This window comes from Rhizobacter sp. Root1238, from assembly GCF_001425825.1.
In the GTDB taxonomy this organism is placed as follows: domain Bacteria; phylum Pseudomonadota; class Gammaproteobacteria; order Burkholderiales; family Burkholderiaceae_C; genus Rhizobacter.
This window is the reverse complement of record NZ_LMDM01000006.1, coordinates 18,048-34,574: the sequence shown is the minus strand read 5'-3', so window position 1 is coordinate 34,574 and position 16,527 is coordinate 18,048. Positions and strand designations below refer to the sequence as shown.

General features: G+C 69.3%; 14 protein-coding genes. 5 read left to right on the top strand and 9 right to left on the bottom strand.

Features of this window, described 5'->3' with window-relative positions; translation table 11 throughout:
• Position 1 precedes the first annotated feature (1 nt).
• Together xerD and ASC98_RS06765 are read right to left on the bottom strand one after the other, a co-directional pair.
• A complete protein-coding gene (gene xerD, locus ASC98_RS06770) occupies positions 2 to 925 on the bottom strand; it encodes a site-specific tyrosine recombinase XerD (protein WP_235581193.1) in 924 nt (307 codons plus the stop codon).
• A complete protein-coding gene (locus ASC98_RS06765) occupies positions 926 to 1,900 on the bottom strand; it encodes a tripartite tricarboxylate transporter substrate binding protein BugE (protein ID WP_056806467.1) in 975 nt (324 codons plus the stop codon).
• A gap of 146 nt (positions 1,901 to 2,046) precedes the next feature.
• Between ASC98_RS06765 and ASC98_RS06760 the strand changes: the two genes are divergently transcribed.
• Entirely contained in the window at positions 2,047 to 2,949 is a 903-nt protein-coding gene (locus ASC98_RS06760) for an AEC family transporter (protein ID WP_056806664.1), read from the top strand.
• 239 nt (positions 2,950 to 3,188) lie between these two features.
• Here ASC98_RS06760 and ASC98_RS06755 read toward each other — a convergent pair whose 3' ends face one another.
• The 4 genes from ASC98_RS06755 to queG form a co-directional block, all read right to left on the bottom strand.
• Positions 3,189 to 5,411: a TonB-dependent receptor gene (locus ASC98_RS06755; protein WP_056806464.1), complete on the bottom strand. Its 2,223-nt coding sequence runs from the start codon at positions 5,409 to 5,411 to the stop codon at positions 3,189 to 3,191.
• Between the two features lie 79 nt (positions 5,412 to 5,490).
• Positions 5,491 to 6,528 carry a purine nucleoside permease gene (locus tag ASC98_RS06750; protein WP_056819814.1) on the bottom strand — a complete coding sequence of 346 codons (1,038 nt, stop codon included), beginning with the start codon at positions 6,526 to 6,528 and terminating at the stop codon, positions 5,491 to 5,493.
• The gene (locus tag ASC98_RS06745) at positions 6,525 to 7,559 is read right to left on the bottom strand and encodes a 5'-methylthioadenosine/S-adenosylhomocysteine nucleosidase (protein ID WP_056806459.1); all 1,035 of its coding nucleotides are present in this window, start codon (positions 7,557 to 7,559) and stop codon (positions 6,525 to 6,527) included. Before ASC98_RS06745 ends, ASC98_RS06750 begins: the two co-directional genes overlap by 4 nt.
• Positions 7,560 to 7,623: 64 nt before the next feature.
• Complete coding sequence (gene queG, locus ASC98_RS06740) at positions 7,624 to 8,721, bottom strand: tRNA epoxyqueuosine(34) reductase QueG (protein ID WP_056806455.1); 1,098 nt, start codon at positions 8,719 to 8,721, stop codon at positions 7,624 to 7,626.
• On the opposite strand from queG, the gene tsaE reads away from it, so the two are divergent.
• Both tsaE and ASC98_RS06730 read left to right on the top strand, forming a co-directional pair.
• Positions 8,722 to 9,201 (top strand): tRNA (adenosine(37)-N6)-threonylcarbamoyltransferase complex ATPase subunit type 1 TsaE, encoded by a 480-nt coding sequence (gene tsaE / locus ASC98_RS06735; protein WP_235581192.1) that lies wholly within the window; start codon positions 8,722 to 8,724, stop codon positions 9,199 to 9,201.
• A complete protein-coding gene (locus ASC98_RS06730) occupies positions 9,198 to 10,559 on the top strand; it encodes an N-acetylmuramoyl-L-alanine amidase (RefSeq protein WP_056806448.1) in 1,362 nt (453 codons plus the stop codon). Before tsaE ends, ASC98_RS06730 begins: the two co-directional genes overlap by 4 nt.
• 12 nt (positions 10,560 to 10,571) lie before the next feature.
• Here the strand turns inward: ASC98_RS06730 and ASC98_RS06725 are convergent, their stop codons facing one another.
• Together ASC98_RS06725 and ASC98_RS06720 are read right to left on the bottom strand one after the other, a co-directional pair.
• Positions 10,572 to 11,216 (bottom strand): DedA family protein, encoded by a 645-nt coding sequence (locus ASC98_RS06725; protein WP_056806445.1) that lies wholly within the window; start codon positions 11,214 to 11,216, stop codon positions 10,572 to 10,574.
• Between the two features lie 53 nt (positions 11,217 to 11,269).
• Entirely contained in the window at positions 11,270 to 12,901 is a 1,632-nt protein-coding gene (locus tag ASC98_RS06720; protein WP_056806443.1) for a cation:proton antiporter, read from the bottom strand.
• A gap of 44 nt (positions 12,902 to 12,945) precedes the next feature.
• On the opposite strand from ASC98_RS06720, the gene mutL reads away from it, so the two are divergent.
• Positions 12,946 to 14,826, top strand: a complete 1,881-nt coding sequence (gene mutL, locus ASC98_RS06715) for a DNA mismatch repair endonuclease MutL (RefSeq protein WP_056806440.1) — start codon at positions 12,946 to 12,948, stop codon at positions 14,824 to 14,826.
• 2 nt (positions 14,827 to 14,828) lie between these two features.
• Positions 14,829 to 15,422 carry a MarC family protein gene (locus tag ASC98_RS06710; RefSeq protein ID WP_200953049.1) on the top strand — a complete coding sequence of 198 codons (594 nt, stop codon included), beginning with the start codon at positions 14,829 to 14,831 and terminating at the stop codon, positions 15,420 to 15,422.
• Between the two features lie 58 nt (positions 15,423 to 15,480).
• Here the strand turns inward: ASC98_RS06710 and ASC98_RS06705 are convergent, their stop codons facing one another.
• On the bottom strand, positions 15,481 to 16,449 hold the full coding sequence (locus ASC98_RS06705; protein WP_056806434.1) for a porin: 969 nt from the start codon (positions 16,447 to 16,449) through the stop codon (positions 15,481 to 15,483).
• Positions 16,450 to 16,527 lie beyond the last annotated feature (78 nt).

Here is a 16,527-nt window from a genome sequence, read left to right as displayed (position 1 = left end):
GTCAGCCGCGGGGGTGGTGGGCGGCGTGCAGCGCCTTCAACCGCTCCCGCGCCACGTGCGTGTAGATGGTGGTGGTGGAGATGTCGGCATGCCCCAGCAGCATCTGCACCGCGCGCAGGTCGGCGCCGTGGTTCAGCAGGTGGGTCGCGAAGGCATGGCGCAGCGTGTGCGGCGACAGCGGCGCATGGATGCCGGCCTGCAGCGCGTACTTCTTGACGAGCTGCCAGAACATCTGCCGCGTCATCGGTCCGCCGCGGCCGGTGACGAAGAGGGCATCGCTCGCCTGGCCCTTCAGGATGTCGGCGCGCGCCTCGTCGAGGTAGCGCCGCAGCCACGCATGCGCTTCGTCGCCGAACGGCACGATGCGTTCCTTCGAGCCCTTGCCGGTGACGCGCAGCGCACCGTCCGACAGCCCGAGGTGCACCGCCTTCAGCGTGACGAGTTCGCTAACGCGCAGCCCGCTCGCATACATCAGCTCGAGCATCGTGCGGTCGCGCAGGCCGAGCGGGGTGTCGGTGTCGGGCGCCTTCAGCAGCGCTTCGACCTGGGCTTCGCTGAGCGTCTTCGGCACGCGCAGCGGCTGGCGCGCGGTCAGCAGCTTCAGCGTCGGGTCGGTGGCGACCAGGTGCTCGCGCAGCGCCCAGCGAAAGTAGCGCTTGAAGACGGTGAGCCGCCGGTTCGCACTGGTGGCCTTGCCGGCGACCTGCGTCACCGCATAGGCGCGCAGGTCGATCTCGGTGGTGGCGTTCAGCGCCTTCTTCGGCTCATTCGCGAGCCACTGCGCATACAGCGTCAGGTCGCGCCGGTAGGCGGCCAGCGAGTTGGCCGCGAGGCCGTCCTCGATCCACAGCGCGTCGATGAAGCGATCGATCGCGCCGTGGCTGTCCGTCAGTTCAGGCGAAGCCTGCAACAGGGCTGTGCTCAATCAGTCCAACTTGAGTTTCTGCTGCGCGACGACCTTCTTGTACACCTCGTACTCGGCCGCGATCTGCGCCGCGAACTGCTCGGGCGTGTTGGCCACCAGCAGCGAGCCGGTCTCCTCGATGCGCTTCTTCACCGCCGGGTCTTCCAGCGTCTTCTTCACCGCGACGCTGACCTTGTCGACGATGTCCTTCGGCAGGCCCTTCGGGCCGTAGATGCCGTAGTAGGCCATGCGGTTGACGCCTTCGAAGCCGACTTCCTTGAAGGTCGGCACGTTCGGCAGCACCGCGAGGCGCGTGGGTGCCGCGACGACGATCGGGATCAGCCGGCCGTCCTTGATGAAGGGCAGGGCGGACGGCAGGTTGTCGAAGATCATCGGCACCTGGCCGGCGATGGTGTCGTTGAGCGCCGGGCCGGCGCCGCGGTACGGGATGTGCGTGACGAAGGTGTTCGACAGGCTCTTGAACAGCTCCATCTGCAGGTGGCCGATGCCGCCGGTGCCCGAGCTGCTGAACGAGTACTTGCCGGGGTTCTTCTTCAGCTCGGCCAGGAAGCCGGCGAAGTCACGGGCCGGGAAGCTCGGGTGCACCGCGATCACGTTCGGCGTGGCCGCCACGTTGATGATCGGCGTGAAGTCGGTGATCGGGTTGTACGGGATCTTCGCGTTGATGGCCGGGTTGGCCGCGGTCGTCGACACGGTGGCGACGCCGAGCGAGTAGCCGTCGGGCGTCGCCTTCGCGATCTCGTTGGCGCCGACCGAGCCGCCGCCGCCGGCCTTGTTCTCGACGATCATCGTCTGGCCGAGCGGGCCGTTGATCTTCTCGGCCACCACGCGGGCAATGATGTCGGTCGTGCCACCGGGCGCGAAGGGCACGACCAGCCGCACCGGCTTGGTCGGATACGCCTGGGCCTGGGCGCCGTGGGCGGCAAGCAGCGCGCTCGCGAAGGCGGCGGCGGCGATCAATGTTCTGCGTTGCATGGTGTCTCCTGTTGCGGATGAGGTCGAGGCACGGAACGATCGGGGATTGTGAGCGATCCTGCCCCGACGCCTTCGCGGCGGCAGTGTGGAAACTACGATGCGGGAAAGCACGAAGGCGCCCGGTGTCGCTGGCACACTCGGGCCGCATGTCGAATGCCCTGCTGTTGCTCCCAGATTTCCTGCTGATCGTCTGCGGCTTCTGCATCTGCCGCTACACCGCACTCGACCGCCCGGTGTGGGAGGCCGCCGAACGGCTCGTCTACTACGTGCTGTTCCCGGTGCTGCTGTTCAACTCGATCGTGCGCAGCCCGCTGCAGCCGACGCAGACGCTGAGCCTGGCGGCGAGCGGTGTCGGCATGCTGCTGGCGGGCATCGCGCTGTCCTACGCGCTGAAGCGCTGGCCGGGGGTGGATGCGCGCCTGCATGCCTCGGGCGCGCAGACGGCGTTCCGCTTCAACTCGTTCATCGCGCTGGCGCTGGCCGAGCGGTTGGGTGGGCAGCAGGGCGTCGCGTGGATGGCCTTGCTGATCGCGCTGGGCGTGCCGCTGTGCAACGTGGCGGCGGTGTGGCCGCTGGCGCGCCACGGTGGGCATTCGTATGCGCGTGAGATCGTGCGCAACCCGCTGATCGTCAGCACGGTGGCGGGGTTGATCGCGAACCTGATCGGCCTGCGTTTTCCGGACGCGGTCGCGACGACGCTGCAGCGCATCGGTGTCGCGGCGCTGCCGGTCGGGCTGATGGCGGTGGGGGCAGGGCTGCGGGTGGCCGGGTTGCGCGCCGCACCGGGGCTGGCAGCGGCCTTCCTGGCGATCCGGCATGCGGTGCTGCCGGCGGTGGCGATCGGGCTGACGGCCGCGCTGGCACTGCCGCTCGCGCAGCGCGACATCGTCGTGCTGTTCGCGGCGATGCCCACTGCGTCGAGCGCCTATGTGCTCGCGGCGCGCATGGGCGGCGACGGCGCCTATGTCGCGGGCCTCGTCACCTTATCGACCTTGATCGGGATGCTGAGCATCCCGGTGTGGCTGGCGGTGCTTGCGGCGCTTCCCTGAGCGCGGCGCGAACGGCATGCGGCGCTCACCACCACCCCGTTCGGGCTGAGCTTGTCGAAGCCTGAACCCGCTCGCCCTGAGCTTGTCGAAGGGTCGGGCTGAGCCTGTCGAAGCCTTGGTGCCGTGTGAACAAGCCCTTCGACAAGCTCAGGGCGAACGGGGGGAGCGTCCACCCAGGAATCCGCCGGAGCTCCGCGGCCTCCCCGCCCGCGCCCTGGCCACTCCTGCAACCGCAAAGATCAGAACGTCGCCTTGAACTGCGCGCCGAACGTGCGCGGCTCGTTGATGAAGCCCGTCAGGTTGTTGAAGTCGATCCCACCCACCACCTGGATCTCGTTGGTGATGTTGCGCGCGAAGACCGCCGCCTCGTACTTGCCGTTCGCCCACTGGTAGCCCAGCCGCAACCCGCCGGTCAGCAGCGACTTGCCGGTGAATTCGGTCGACTCGTACAGGAAGAAGTTGATCTTGCTGCGGTACGCCCAGTCGGTGTAGACGAAGTACTCGCCGCCCGACGCCGACGGCAGGCCGTAGCGCAGCGTCACGTTGCCGATCCACTTCGGGGCCTGCGGCAGCGGGTTGCCGTCGATGTGGTACGTGCCGGCCACCGCGCCCGCCGGGTCGTTCACCGTGCACTGCGCGCAGCCTGCGACGACGAGGTCGCCGTCCTTGATCTTCGTCATGTTGTAGCTGCCGTTCATCGTCAGCAGCAGCGTGTCGGTCAGGTAGGCGTCGAGGCTGAACTCCACGCCCTGGCCCTGCGCCTTCTTCGCGCTGACCAGCGTCGTGACGTTCTGCGAGCCCCCCACCGCGCTCAGCTGCTGGTCCTTCACGTCGTAGTGGAAGACGCTGAACGAGGTGCGCGCCCGCTTGTTCAGCAGGTCGGCCTTCACGCCGGCCTCGTACGAGGTGTTGGTCTCCGGCCCGGCCTTCGATTGCGGGCCGAAGGCCGACGCGTTCTGCAGGCTGGACGCGCGGAAGCCGGTGGCGACGCGGGCATACAGGTTCAGGTCGGGCGTCAGCGCGTAGGTGCCGCTCAGGTCCCAGTTGACCTTGGAGTCGCTGGTGTCGGCGCTGGTGCCGGCGGTGGTGTTGATCGGGGTGTCGGCGGTCGTCGTCGACAGGAACTTCTCGTCGTGCGTGTAGCGCAGCCCGCCGCGCACGTTCAGCTGCGGCGTGAACTGGTAGTTGGCCGAGCCGAACACCGCCCAGGCGTTGTTGAGCTGCGAGGTCTTCACCGAGGTGTCCGGTCCGTGGAAGATCGTGTCGTAGCTGATGCTGTCGATCACGTAGCGTTCGCGGAACAGGTAGACGCCGCCCTGCCACTTCAGCGGCCCGCCGGCCAGCGACTCGAGGCGGAACTCCTGCGAGTATTGGCGGTGGCCGTTCAGTGCGTCCGAGGTCTCGCTCGAGAACGGGATGAAGCCCGGGCCGTTCGCGCCGCCGGGCGCATACGGGGCACCAAAACCACCGTCGACATCGCCACGGCTGTAGGTGTACAGGTGCTCGAAGCCGCTGATCGAGTTCAGCGCCACCTCGCCCAGGTTCCAGCGCAGCCGCAGGCTGGTGCCGAAGTTCGACAGCGTCTGCTCGTTCTTGCCGTCGATCGTCACCGACTTCTCGTCGAAGCCGTCGACCAGGTCGTTGCTGCCCTTCTTGATGATGTTGGCGCGGAACAGCCGCGCCGTTCCCTTCAGGTCGCGCAAGTGCACGTTGCCGAGCGCGCTGAAGTTGTTGTCGGGCTGGTACAGCGCCTGCAGGCGGACGGCGTTGTCGTCGTAGCCTTCGAGCTTGTCGGTCTGCGCCGGGCGGTAATTGTTGTCGACCCAGTCGTCGCGGTGCTGCGATTGCACCGACACGCGGGCCGCGAAATCGGGGCTCGCCGAAACGTTCAGCGCGCCTTCGACGTTGGTGGTCCCGAAGCTGCCGTAGCTGATGCTGCCGTAGCCGCCGTTTTTCTTCAGCTGCGGCTTGACCGATTCGAACTTCACCACGCCGGCCGGCGTGTTGCGGCCGAACAGCGTCCCTTGCGGTCCGGCCAGCACCTCGATGCGCTCCAGGTCGAAGGCCGGGAAGCCCTTCAGGATCGGGTTCTCCTGCACCACGTCGTCATAGATCAGCGAGACCGGCTGCGACGCGTTCAGGTGGAAGTCGGTGTTGCCGTACCCGCGGATGTAGAAGCGCGGGAAGGCACGGCCGAACGACGATTCGATGTTCAGGCTGGGCACGCGGCCGGACAGCATGCGCACGTCTTCGCCGGACGAATTCAGCACGTCGAGCTTCTCGCCGCCGAGCGTCGAGATCGACATCGGCACGTCCTTCGCGTTCTCGGCGCGGCGCTCGGCCGTCACGGTGACGGGGGCCAGCACGCTGGCTTCCTGGGCCTGGGCTGCCAGTGCGGCCAGTGCCAGTCCGATGCAGAGGGAGGCGCGGGTCAGCGCGAACGGGGCCGCTTGGTGGGGCATGGGTGCATCCGTGGGGGGTGGGGGAATGGGAGGGCACAGCAACTGCCATGCCACGTCCACGTCCGGAAGGCCTGAGCCGTCACGGCGCCGGCACGCCGACGCGCCACTGGTCCCAGTGCGCGACGATGTCGTTCACCAGCAGCCCGCCGACCGCGTAGAGGTTCTGCGTGGCCGGCACGAACCCGCCCGGCGTGCCGGCCGTCGACGCCATCAGCGACGCATAGGCGGTCTGCCCCGAATGGGGGCGGTCGAAGTTCGACGCGGTGCGCAGCACGGCCAGCCGCTTGACGTCGGCGCGGCCGGCCGCCGTCGCGCGGGCCAGCGCGTTGTAGGTGGCGTTGTCTTCCTGCTGCGTGGTGCAGTAGGTGCCCTTGCCGTCGGTCATCAGCCGGGTCCACGCGCGGGCGTGCTCGCCGAGCTTGTCGCCATGCCACCAGGTGTCGCCGCCGAGCGTGTCGCACTGGGTCACGCGGGGTGCCTGCCGGGCCGCCGCCTGCCGGTAGCGCTTGCGGTAGGCCTTCGCGGCATCGCTGTCGGCGAGCGTCGCGTTCCTGCTGAGGGCCAGCGCCTTCTGCAGCAGCGCCTCGTCGAGCTGCGCGACCTCGGTGTGGTACTCCAGCTTCGGCTTCTCGCCCGGGCCCTTGGTCATGATGCCGAAGTAGCCCGAGGCCCATCCGCGGGGCATCTCGCGTGCATCGAGTTCGTGCGCGATGCCGACGTCGACCAGGTAGCGTGCCCAGGCGGCGGTGCCGAGCGTGCCGCGCGCCGGGTCGATGCCGGCGATGCCGGCGATCAGCACGTAGGTCTGGCGCAGGTCGAAGCGCGGGTCGAGCGCGACGGCCATCGTCGACGCGGCGACGTTCGCATGCCCCATGCCGGCGGTCAGCAGGCAGACGTCGTCGGTGTTGCAGCGCAGCGCCGGGCTCTCCGGCAGCAGGCCGGGCACCGGGATCGATTCGGTCAGCTTCATCGGCTCGATCCACGGCGCGGCCTCGGGCTCGAACATCGCGACGATCAGCACCTTCAGCGGGCGCGGGGCGGCGGGGGGCGGCGTCTGCGCCTGGGCCAGCGAGGCGGCCGCGGCCAGCGTCAGTGCGAGGGGGGTCGTCTTCTTCATTTCGGTTGTCTCCGGGGAGTGGCGCGGGCCTTCCAGGCCTCGAGGAAGGCCATCGTGACGGCCGCTTCATTGGTTTCGGCGAGCCCGCTCGAGAACAGCGCGCCGACGTCGGCGTTGAATTCTTCGGCGCCGGCCAGGTCGCTGAGGCTGCGGAACGCGATGTAGGGCACGCCGTTCGCATGGGCCACGTGCGCGAGCGCGGCGGTTTCCATCTCGAAGGTCTCGGCCTGCAGGGTCTCGAACAGGTAGCTGCGGTAGGCCGGGTTCGCGAGGAAGACCGTGCCCGACACGCCGCGCCCGCCGACCACCACGCGCGGCTGGGTCGTGACGCACTGCTTCGGATCGGGCTCGGCGACGCCCGGCGTGTAGGCCTTCGGGCCGCAGCGCGCCAGCGTCGGTCGGATCGCACGGGCGACCTCGAGCATCGCGGGGTCGGCCTCGTAGTCGAAGCGGAACTCGCCTTGCGGTGCGCGCCCGCGGCTCATCACGAAGTTCTGCCGCATGAAGAGCCCGCCGACCGGCGCCGCGCCGACGAAGGGCGGCACCGGCTTGCCGTTCGCTTCGGCGAGCTTCAGGCCGAGGCAGCCGACGTCGCCGGGCGTGCCGCACGGGGCGGGCGGCGTGCCGTCATGGTTCCAGTAGACCTCGAGCGGCATCGCCCAGCGCTCGGGCACGATCACGTCGCCGACGTGGTGGGCCGGGTTCACGCCACCGCTGATGCCGCTCATGATCAGCCGCTGCACGCGGAAGTGGTCGAGCATCAGCTGCGTGACCATCGTCGAGTTGATCATGCTGACGCCGCTCAGCACGATGACGACCCGGTTGCCGCGCAGCGTGCCGGTCGTGAAGCGGTTGCCGTTGACGGTGAAGCTGCGCCGGCCCTGCGTGTTGGCGACCAGGATGTCGGCCTCGGCACCGAAGGCCGAGACGATGCCGATGCGCGGCGTGCAGTCGCTGAGGCAGCGCGGTGCGGCGGACGCGGGGGAGCAGGCGAGGACGAGAAGCAGCAGCGAGAGCAGGCGGGCGATCATGCGTGGCAGTTCGGTGAGGACAACATCGGGTTGAGCAATGTTCGTGCCGTTCGACTGCCACGGATCACGCTTCGGAGAGCGCCCAGTCTATGTGCTCCCGCACCAGTTCGTCAGCCCCCTCGCGCGACGCCTGCAATGCGGCGGCGAGCGCCGCGCGGTCGGCGGCCGGCGTGGCCGCATGGCGCAGCGCGTTGCCGATCGCCACCGCGAGGTTGCGGCGCCAGCGCTGGTGGCCGATGCGGCGGATCGCACTGCCTTCGGTGTGGCGCAGGAAGTCGGCCTCGGTCCAGGCCCAGAGCCCGAGCAGCGTCGGTGTCGCGAGCGCGTCGCGCAGGTCGAAGTCGGGCAGCGGACTGCGCTGCGCGTACTTGTTCCACGGGCAGGCCAGCTGGCAATCGTCGCAGCCGTAGATGCGGTTGCCGAGGGCCGGACGCAGCTCGACCGGGATCGGCCCGGCATGCTCGATCGTCAGGTACGAGATGCAGCGCCGCGCATCGACGCGGTAGGGCGCGACGATGGCGCGGGTCGGGCACACATCGATGCAGGCGCTGCAGCTGCCGCAGTGGCCGGTGACCGGCGTCGACAGCGGCAGCGGCAGGTCGACGTAGATCTCGCCGAGGAAGAACATCGAGCCGGCTTCGCGGTGCAGCGTCAGCGTGTGCTTGCCGCGCCAGCCGATGCCGCTGCGCGACGCGAGTTCCACTTCGAGCACGGGTGCCGAATCGGTGAACACCCGGTGGCCGCGCGGGCCGACCGCTTGCTGCAGGCGGTCGGCGAGCTTCTGCAGCCGGTTGCGCAGCACCTTGTGGTAGTCGCGGCCGCGGGCATAGACCGATACCGCGGCCTGCGCCGGCGACGCGAGGCGCTGCCATTCGACGGCCTGCCAGTCGTCGGCGGTGTCCTTCGGCAGGTAGTCCATGCGGGCGGTGATGACCCGCACGGTGCCCGGCACCAGTTCGGCGGGCCGTGCGCGCTTCAGGCCGTGCGCGGCCATGTAGCCCATCTCGCCATGGAAGCCGTCGCGCAGCCACGCCAGAAGCCCTGCCTCGGCGGAGGACAGATCCACATCGGCGACGCCGATCTGTGAAAATCCGAGCGCGAGGCCCCATTCGCGCAACTGCGCGACGAGGCCATCACCGTCCACCTGCTGAGCTTCGGTCATTTGACGATTCTAGAAACCCGATCGCTGTCCTGGCCCGACGAGGCCGCCTGCGCCGCCACGGCGCAGCGGCTGGCGGCGCAGCCCGCGCTGCGCGAGGCCTTCATCGAACTGCACGGCCCGCTGGGCGCCGGCAAGACCACCTTCACGCGCCACCTGCTGCAGGCCCTCGGCGTCACCGGGCGCATCAAGAGCCCGACCTATGCGGTGATGGAGCAGTATCCGTTGCCGGACGGCCCGGCGATCTCGCACTTCGATTTCTACCGCTTCGAAGACCCGCAGGAGTTCGAGGACGCCGGCTTCCGCGACGTGTTCGGCGCCCCGGGCCTGAAGATCGCCGAATGGCCGGAGCAGGCGCACGGCCTGCTGCCGTTGGCGGACCTGCGCATCGACATCGGTCTGAGCGAGGACGAGCCGGGGGACGGGCCGCGCCACGTGCGCCTGGCCGCGCAGACCTCGCTGGGCCTGGAGTTGCTGTCATGAAGCGCCGCGCCGCGCTGAAAGGCCTCGGCAGCCTCGTGCTGATGCTCGGAGCGAACGAGTTGGCCTTCGGCGCCAGCATCGTCGCGGTGCGGGTGTGGCCGGCTGCCGACTACACCCGCGTGACGCTCGAGTCCGACAGCGCGCTGTCGATCAAGCACTTCCTGGCGGAGAACCCGAACCGGCTCGTCATCGACATCGACGGGCTGGAGCTGAGCCCGGCGCTGCGGGAGATCGTCGGCAAGGTGCGGTCCGACGATCCGTTCATCGGCGGGGTGCGGGTCGGGCAGAACCAGCCGCGGGTCGTGCGCCTGGTGCTCGACCTGAAGCAGGCGACGGCACCGCAGTTGTTCGCGCTGGCGCCGGTCGCGGCCTACCAGCACCGGCTGGTGTTCGACCTTTATCCGACCCAGGAGCGCGATCCGCTGCTGGCGTTGATCAAGGACAAGGAGCAGGCCGAGCAGCGCGCCGCGCAAGAGGTGCAGGATGCGCTCGGCGAATTCATCGGCAAGATCGGCAAGCCGCCCGAGGTGAGCATCAAGCCGCTGCCGGCGCCGGCGCAGCCACCGGTGGCCGCGGCGTCGCAGCCGCATGGCGGGCCGCTGGCGGACGGTGCCGCCACGGTGCCGCCGATGTCGCAGGGGCGCATCGACCGGCTGATCATCGTCGCGCTCGACCCCGGCCATGGCGGCGAGGACCCCGGCGCGAGCGGTCCGAGCGGGCTGCACGAGAAGGACGTGGTGCTGCAGGTGGCGCTGAAGCTGCGCGACCGCATCAATGCGCTGCCGGGCTTTCGCGCGATGATGACGCGCGACGCGGATTTCTTCGTGCCGCTGCAGGACCGGGTGCGCAAGGCGCGGCGCGTGCAGGCCGACCTGTTCGTGTCGATCCATGCCGATGCGTTCCTGACGCCGAAGGCACGCGGCGCGTCGGTGTTCGCGCTGTCGCAGCACGGCGCCACCAGCACCGCGGCGCGCTGGATGGCCGACAAGGAGAACGCGGCCGACATGGTCGGCGGCGTCAACTTCAAGGCCAAGGATGCCGCGGTGCTGCGCGCGATGCTCGACATGAGCACCACCGCGCAGATCAAGGACAGCATGAAGCTCGGCAGCGAGGTGCTGGGCCAGATCGGCAAGGTCGGCAAGCTGCACAAGGGCAGCGTCGAGCAGGCCGGCTTCGCGGTGCTGAAGGCGCCGGACATCCCGTCGATCCTGGTCGAGACGGCCTTCATCTCGAACCCGGAAGAAGAAGCCAAGCTGCGCGATCCGCAGTACCAGCTGCAACTGGTCGAGGCGCTGACGACCGGGATCCGGCGCTACTTCGCGAAGAACCCGCCGCTGGCACGCCAGCGGCAGCTGTAGGCCCGGGCGCGATCAGGCGGGCTGCGTGCGGCGCGCCTTCCACGCGCCGAACACCACCAGCAGCCCCGGCAGCAGGATCGCGCCCCAGATGATCTTGTCGAGGTGCTCCTTGACCCACGGGATGTTGCCGAACAGGTAGCCGGCCAGCGTGACGCCGCCGACCCACAGCACCGCGCCGCTCACGTCGTACAGCGTGAACTTGCGGCGCGTCATCTGCGCGACGCCGGCGACGAAGGGCGCGAAGGTGCGCAGGAAGGGCATGAAGCGCGCCGCGATGATCGTGATGCCGCCGTACTTCTCGTAGAACGCATGGGCCTGCTCGAAGGCCCGCTTGTTGAAGAAGCGCGAGTTCTCCCACTGGAACACGCGGGGCCCGAAATGGCGGCCGATCGCGTAGTTGCTCTGGTTGCCGAGGATCGCCGCGGCCACCAGCAGCCCGATCGACAGCGGCAGGCTCATCAGCCCGGCACCGCACAGCGCACCGACCACGAACAGCAGCGAGTCGCCCGGCAGGAAGGGCATCACGACGACGCCGGTCTCGACGAAGATGATCAGGAACAGCAGCGCGTAGACCCAGGCGCCGTAGGCCGCGACGAAGTTCGCGAGGTGCACGTCGACGTGCAGGATGAAATCGAGGATGAAGTGGGCGATGTCCATGGGCGGGGATTATCGGTGGTCGCAATTTGCGACCACCTCGACCGTGCAGGCGGTCACAACAATGCCTTGATCGCCCGCGCCATCTGCGCGCTCTGCTCGTCGCGTCCGTCGCTGACGAACTGCGCGCCGAATTCTTCCAGCCACGCGCGCTCCGCATCGGTGTTCGCGCTGCCGCTGATCACGATGCGCGGGTTCAGCCGGCGCGCCTGCGTGCAGACCTGGATCTTGGCGCTCAGCAGCAGGTCGGCGACGACCAGCAGGCGCGCGTCGGCGATGCCGGCGGCTTCGAGCACCTCGCCGCGCGTCGGGTCGCCGAACACCAGCGTGATGCCGGGCACCGCTTCGAGGTCTGGATCGTGGTGCACCGCGGCGACCGCGATGCCACTCTCGACGCAGCGCGCCGCGATGCGGCGGCCCAGCGCGCCATAGCCGCACAGCAGCACGGCCGACGCGGTGTGCGCTGCCTCCTCGGCCGGTGCGGCGGTGGGCGCCGCATGCGCCGCATCCGGCTCCGCGACCCGCTTGCCGATCCAGCGGAACAGCAGCGGGTTCAACGCGATCGAGACGATCGCGCCGACCACCAGCGCATCCATCGCCTCGCGTGGCAGCACGCCGATCGACAGCCCCAGGCTCGCGAGGATGAACGAGAACTCGCCGATCTGCGCCAGGCCCACCGCCACCGTCGCGCTGGTGCGCGGCGGCTCGCGCAGCAGTGCGACGATCGCGACCGCCACCAGCGGCTTGACCACCAGCACGATCACCAGCACGCCCAGCACCATCCACGGGTGCTCGACGACGAAGCTCGGGTTGAACAGCATCCCGACCGAGACGAAGAACAGCGCCGAGAAGACGTCGCGGAACGGCGCCATGTCGGCGGCCGCCTGCGGGCCGAAGCGCGACTGCCCGACCACCAGCCCGGCGAAGAACGCGCCCAGCGCGACCGACACGTGGAACACCTGCGCCGCCAGCACCGCGACGCCCAGTGCGACGACGAACACCGTCAGCGTGAACAGCTCGGACGACTGCGTGCGTGCCACTTTCTCGAGCACGCGCCCGACCAGCCGCGTGCCGACCACGCCCACCAGAAGCGCGAACACGACGACCTTGCCGAGCGCCATCAGCAGCGCCATGCCAAGCGACGGTGCGCCTCCCGCGGCACCTTCGGCCGGCGGCGCGAGCAGCGGCAGCACCACCAGCGCACCGACGGTGAACAGGTCCTCGACGATCAGCCAGCCGACCGCGACATGGCCGTCGCGGCTCGCGAGCCGGTTCTGTTCGACCAGCATGCGCATCAGCACCACCGTGCTGGCGACGGCCAGCGCCATGCCGAAGATCGCGCCGGCTGCATGCGACCAGCCGAAATGGCGCGCCAGTCCCCAGCCGGCGACGCCCGCCACCGCGCTCTGCGCGATCGCCCCCGGCACCGCCAGCTTCCACACCCGCAGCAGCTCCTGCGGGTGGAAGTGCATGCCGACGCCGAACATCAGCAGGATCACGCCGATCTCGGCCAGCTGCGACGCGAGGCCCGCATCGGCGACGAACCCCGGCGTGAACGGCCCGACGACGATGCCGGCCAGCATGTAGCCGACCAGCGTCGACAGCCCGATGCGACGCGTCAACGCACCGAACACGAGCGCGAACGCGAGGCCGCCGGCCAGGGTCAGGAGCAGGGTCAGGTCATGCATCGGCGCATTATCCCGAGGGCATCGCGGACTCCTACAATTCACCGATGAATGCCCTTTTGCAGCCCGCCCCACGCCGTCCGATCCGCGAGCTGCCCGACGAGCTGATCAGCCAGATCGCCGCCGGCGAAGTGGTCGAGCGGCCGGCCTCGGTGGTGCGCGAGCTGGTCGACAACGCGCTCGATGCCGGCGGTCGCGAGATCGCCATCAAGCTCGCGGCCGGCGGGGTGCGCAGCATCCTGGTCGAAGACGACGGACAGGGCATCCCGAGCGACGAGCTGCCGCTCGCGCTGCGCCGGCATGCCACCAGCAAGATCGCGTCGCTGGCCGAGCTCGAAGGCGTCGTCACGATGGGGTTCCGCGGCGAGGCGCTGGCGGCCATCGCGTCGGTGGCCGAGCTCGCCATCGCGAGCCGCACCGAAGGCGCGCCGCATGCGCAGCGGCTCGACGCGCGCTCCGGCGAACTGGTGCCGGCGGCGCGCGGCATCGGCACCAGCGTCGAGGTGCGCGAGCTGTTCTTCAGCACGCCGGCGCGCCGCAAGTTCCTGAAGACCGATGCGACCGAGTTCGCGCACTGCCTCGATGCGGTGCGCCGCCATGCGCTGGCGCGTCCGGACGTCGGCTTCGCGGTGTGGCACGAGGGCAAGCTGTCGCAGCAGTGGCGCCGCGCGGCGCAGGCCCAGCGCATCCGCGACGTGATGGGCGATGAATTCGTCGAGCAGAGCTGCGAGGTGCTGCTCGAAGCCGGCCCGATGCGAATCACCGGGCGAGCGGGCACGCCGGCCGCGGCCCGCGCGCGCGCCGACCAGCAGTACGTGTACGTCAACGGCCGCTATGTGCGCGACAAGCTGATCGCCCACGGGGTGCGATCTGCGTACGAAGACGTGCTGCACGGCGGGCGCCAGCCGGCCTATGTGCTGTTCATCGAGATCGCGCCCGACCGGGTCGACGTCAACGTGCACCCGACCAAGATCGAGGTGCGCTTCCGCGATTCGCGCGAGGTGCACCAGGCGGTGCGGCGTGCGGTCGAGGGCGCGCTGGCCGCGCCGCGTGCTGCGGCGGCGGCCGGCGACGAGGCCGGTGGCGTGGCGGGCGTGCTGCTCGCGTCCGAGCACCTGGCGGGCTACTCGGCGGTGCCCGCTGCGCGACCGGCGCCGTTCGGTGGCGGTGGCTTCGCGCCGTCGCCGATGCGCCCGCAGGTGCAGGGCGCCCTCGGCCTGCAGCAGGTGGCGACTCTGTGGGGCGGCGGCGAGGCGGCGCCCGCGGCACGGCTCGCGCCGGCCGGCGGGGCGCTGTCGGCGGTGCCGCCCGCGCCCGCCCAGGCGCTCGACTTCCAGCGCGACGAATGGCCGCTCGGCCGCGCGATCGCACAGATCGGCGGCGTGTTCGTGCTGGCCGAGAACAGTCATGGGCTGGTGATCGTCGACATGCATGCGGCGCACGAGCGCATCGTCTACGAACGCCTGAAGGCGAGCCTCGGCAGCACCGCGATCGACAGCCAGCCGCTGCTGATTCCGGCCACGTTCGCCGCGACCGCCCAGGAGATCGCGACCGCCCAGGCGCAGGCTGACAACCTGCGCACGCTGGGTCTCGATGTCTCGCCGCTGTCGGCGACGACGCTGGCGGTGCGCTCGCAGCCGGCGGCGCTGGTCGGCGGCGACGTCGTCGAGCTGGCGCGCAGCGTGCTGGCCGAGCTGTCGCAGTACGACGCCAGCAGCGTGATCCAGCGTGCGCAGGACGAGCTGCTGTCGACGATGGCCTGCCACGGCGCAGTGCGTGCGAACCGGCAGCTGACGATCGACGAGATGAACGCGCTGCTGCGCGACATGGAGCGCACCGAGCGATCCGACCAGTGCAACCACGGCCGGCCGACCTGGCGGCAGATCACGATGAAGGAGCTGGACGCGCTCTTCTGGCGAGGCCGTTGAGCATGGACCACAGCTTTCTTTCGGCCTTCGTGCTGCTGCTGCTGGTGCTGGACCCGCTGGGCAGCCTGCCGATCTTCATCCCGATCATGCGCGAGGTGCCGAAGCACCGGCGCCGCTGGGTCGCGATGCGCGAGGTCGGCATCGCGTTCGGCGTGCTGTTCTTCTTCATGTTCTTCGGCAACGGCTTCCTGCGCGTGATGCACCTGTCGGAGCGGTCGCTCGAAGTCGCCGGCGGCGTGATCCTGCTGATGGTCGCGATCCGGATGATCTTCAGCCACGAAGGCGGCGTGTACGGCACGACCGAGGGCAAGGAACCGCTGATCTTCCCGCTCGCGGTGCCGCTGCTGGCGGGCCCGTCGGCGATGGCGACCGTGCTGCTGCTGGCCTCGCGCCAGCCGGACCGCCTGCTCGATTGGGTGGCCGCGCTGACGGCGGCGATGGCGGTGTCGGGCGTGGTGCTGGTGTTGTGCGACCGCATCCGCCGGCTGCTCGGCGATTCGGTGGTCTCGGCGATCGAGAAGCTGATGGGCCTGGTGCTGACGGCGATTGCCGTCGAGATGGTGCTGGCCGGGCTGAAGCGCTACTTCCTTGGCTGAAGTAAAAAAGGCCGGTCTTGCGACCGGCCTTTCGGCTTCAACCTTGCGGAAGCAAGGATCAGAAGTTGTGGCGGATGCCTGCGGCGATCGAGCTGAAGTCGACACCGGCCTGGCCGGTCGCGTAGGTGGCCAGCGCCTTGTTGTCGACCTTCGTGTAGAAGGCGTACAGCTTGGTGCGCTTGCTCAGGTTGTAGTTGTACGCGACGGTGGCTTGACGCGAATCGGTGTCGTCGATGTGGTCGAGCTTGCCGGCCACGCCGAAGTTCAGGTGGAATTCCGAAGCGCCGACGGCGTACATGCCCGACAGGCGGACGATGTTGACCTTGCCGTCCAGCGGCTGGAAGCTGCTGCCCAGCTCGGCGCGCTGGTAGTAGCCGCCGAACGTGAAGTCGCCCAGCGTGTACAGCGCGCGCACGGCGAACTGCTTGTCGGACTTGTTCTTCGAGAAGCCGGCGCCCAGGGCCAGGTTGCCCGCCGAGTAGTTGGCGGCCAGGTCAAAGGCCTTTTCTTGGCCCGGAGCCGCTTCGCCTGCCGACACGGCGGCTTCCAGCGACAGGTTCTTGACGAATTCCGGAGCGCGCCACGCGACCTTGTTGGTGTCGCGCATGACGTATTGGTACAGCGCGTCCGACGAGGTGCCGGTGTCGTGGTTGTGCATGCTCACGTAGTCGGCCGTCGCGTAGTACGACTCGGCCGTGAAGTTGCCCAGGCGCAGCGTGCCCAGTTCGGCGCTTTGCAGGAACACTTCCGACTGGCGGGCCCAGAAGGCGGTCTGGCTTTGCTTGCCGTTGTCGGCGTTGAAGCCGTGCTCCAGCTGGAAGCCGGCCTTCAGGCCGCCGCCCAGGTCTTCGACACCCTTGAAGCCGATGCGCGAGGAATTGTTCTGCAGCGCGTAGATGCTGTTGTCGCCGGTCTTCTGGCGCTCGACGGAGTCGTTCAGGCGACCATAGATCGTGACGCTGCTTTGTGCGAACGAGGTGCCTGCGGCAACGGTGGCCAGCGCGGCGACGATGAGGGAGCGTTTCATGGAAGCTGTCCTTGGGGTTGGGGTGTTCATGGTTCTGCTGCACCCGTTGCTTTTGTCTTGAAGGTGCAAGACGCAAAT

Excerpts from the sequence above, each read along its gene's own strand:
- ASC98_RS06765 (WP_056806467.1), bottom strand. The coding sequence starts at position 1,900 with ATGCAACGCAGAACATTGATCGCCGCCGCCGCCTTCGCGAGCGCGCTG.
- ASC98_RS06760 (WP_056806664.1), top strand. The coding sequence starts at position 2,047 with ATGTCGAATGCCCTGCTGTTGCTCCCAGATTTCCTGCTGATCGTCTGC.
- ASC98_RS06755 (WP_056806464.1), bottom strand. The coding sequence starts at position 5,411 with ATGCCCCACCAAGCGGCCCCGTTCGCGCTGACCCGCGCCTCCCTCTGC.
- ASC98_RS06750 (WP_056819814.1), bottom strand. The coding sequence starts at position 6,528 with ATGAAGAAGACGACCCCCCTCGCACTGACGCTGGCCGCGGCCGCCTCG.
- ASC98_RS06745 (WP_056806459.1), bottom strand. The coding sequence starts at position 7,559 with ATGATCGCCCGCCTGCTCTCGCTGCTGCTTCTCGTCCTCGCCTGCTCC.
- queG (WP_056806455.1), bottom strand. The coding sequence starts at position 8,721 with ATGACCGAAGCTCAGCAGGTGGACGGTGATGGCCTCGTCGCGCAGTTG.
- ASC98_RS06730 (WP_056806448.1), top strand. The coding sequence starts at position 9,198 with ATGAAGCGCCGCGCCGCGCTGAAAGGCCTCGGCAGCCTCGTGCTGATG.
- ASC98_RS06725 (WP_056806445.1), bottom strand. The coding sequence starts at position 11,216 with ATGGACATCGCCCACTTCATCCTCGATTTCATCCTGCACGTCGACGTG.
- ASC98_RS06720 (WP_056806443.1), bottom strand. The coding sequence starts at position 12,901 with ATGCATGACCTGACCCTGCTCCTGACCCTGGCCGGCGGCCTCGCGTTC.
- mutL (WP_056806440.1), top strand. The coding sequence starts at position 12,946 with ATGAATGCCCTTTTGCAGCCCGCCCCACGCCGTCCGATCCGCGAGCTG.
- ASC98_RS06710 (WP_200953049.1), top strand. The coding sequence starts at position 14,829 with ATGGACCACAGCTTTCTTTCGGCCTTCGTGCTGCTGCTGCTGGTGCTG.
- ASC98_RS06705 (WP_056806434.1), bottom strand. The coding sequence starts at position 16,449 with ATGAAACGCTCCCTCATCGTCGCCGCGCTGGCCACCGTTGCCGCAGGC.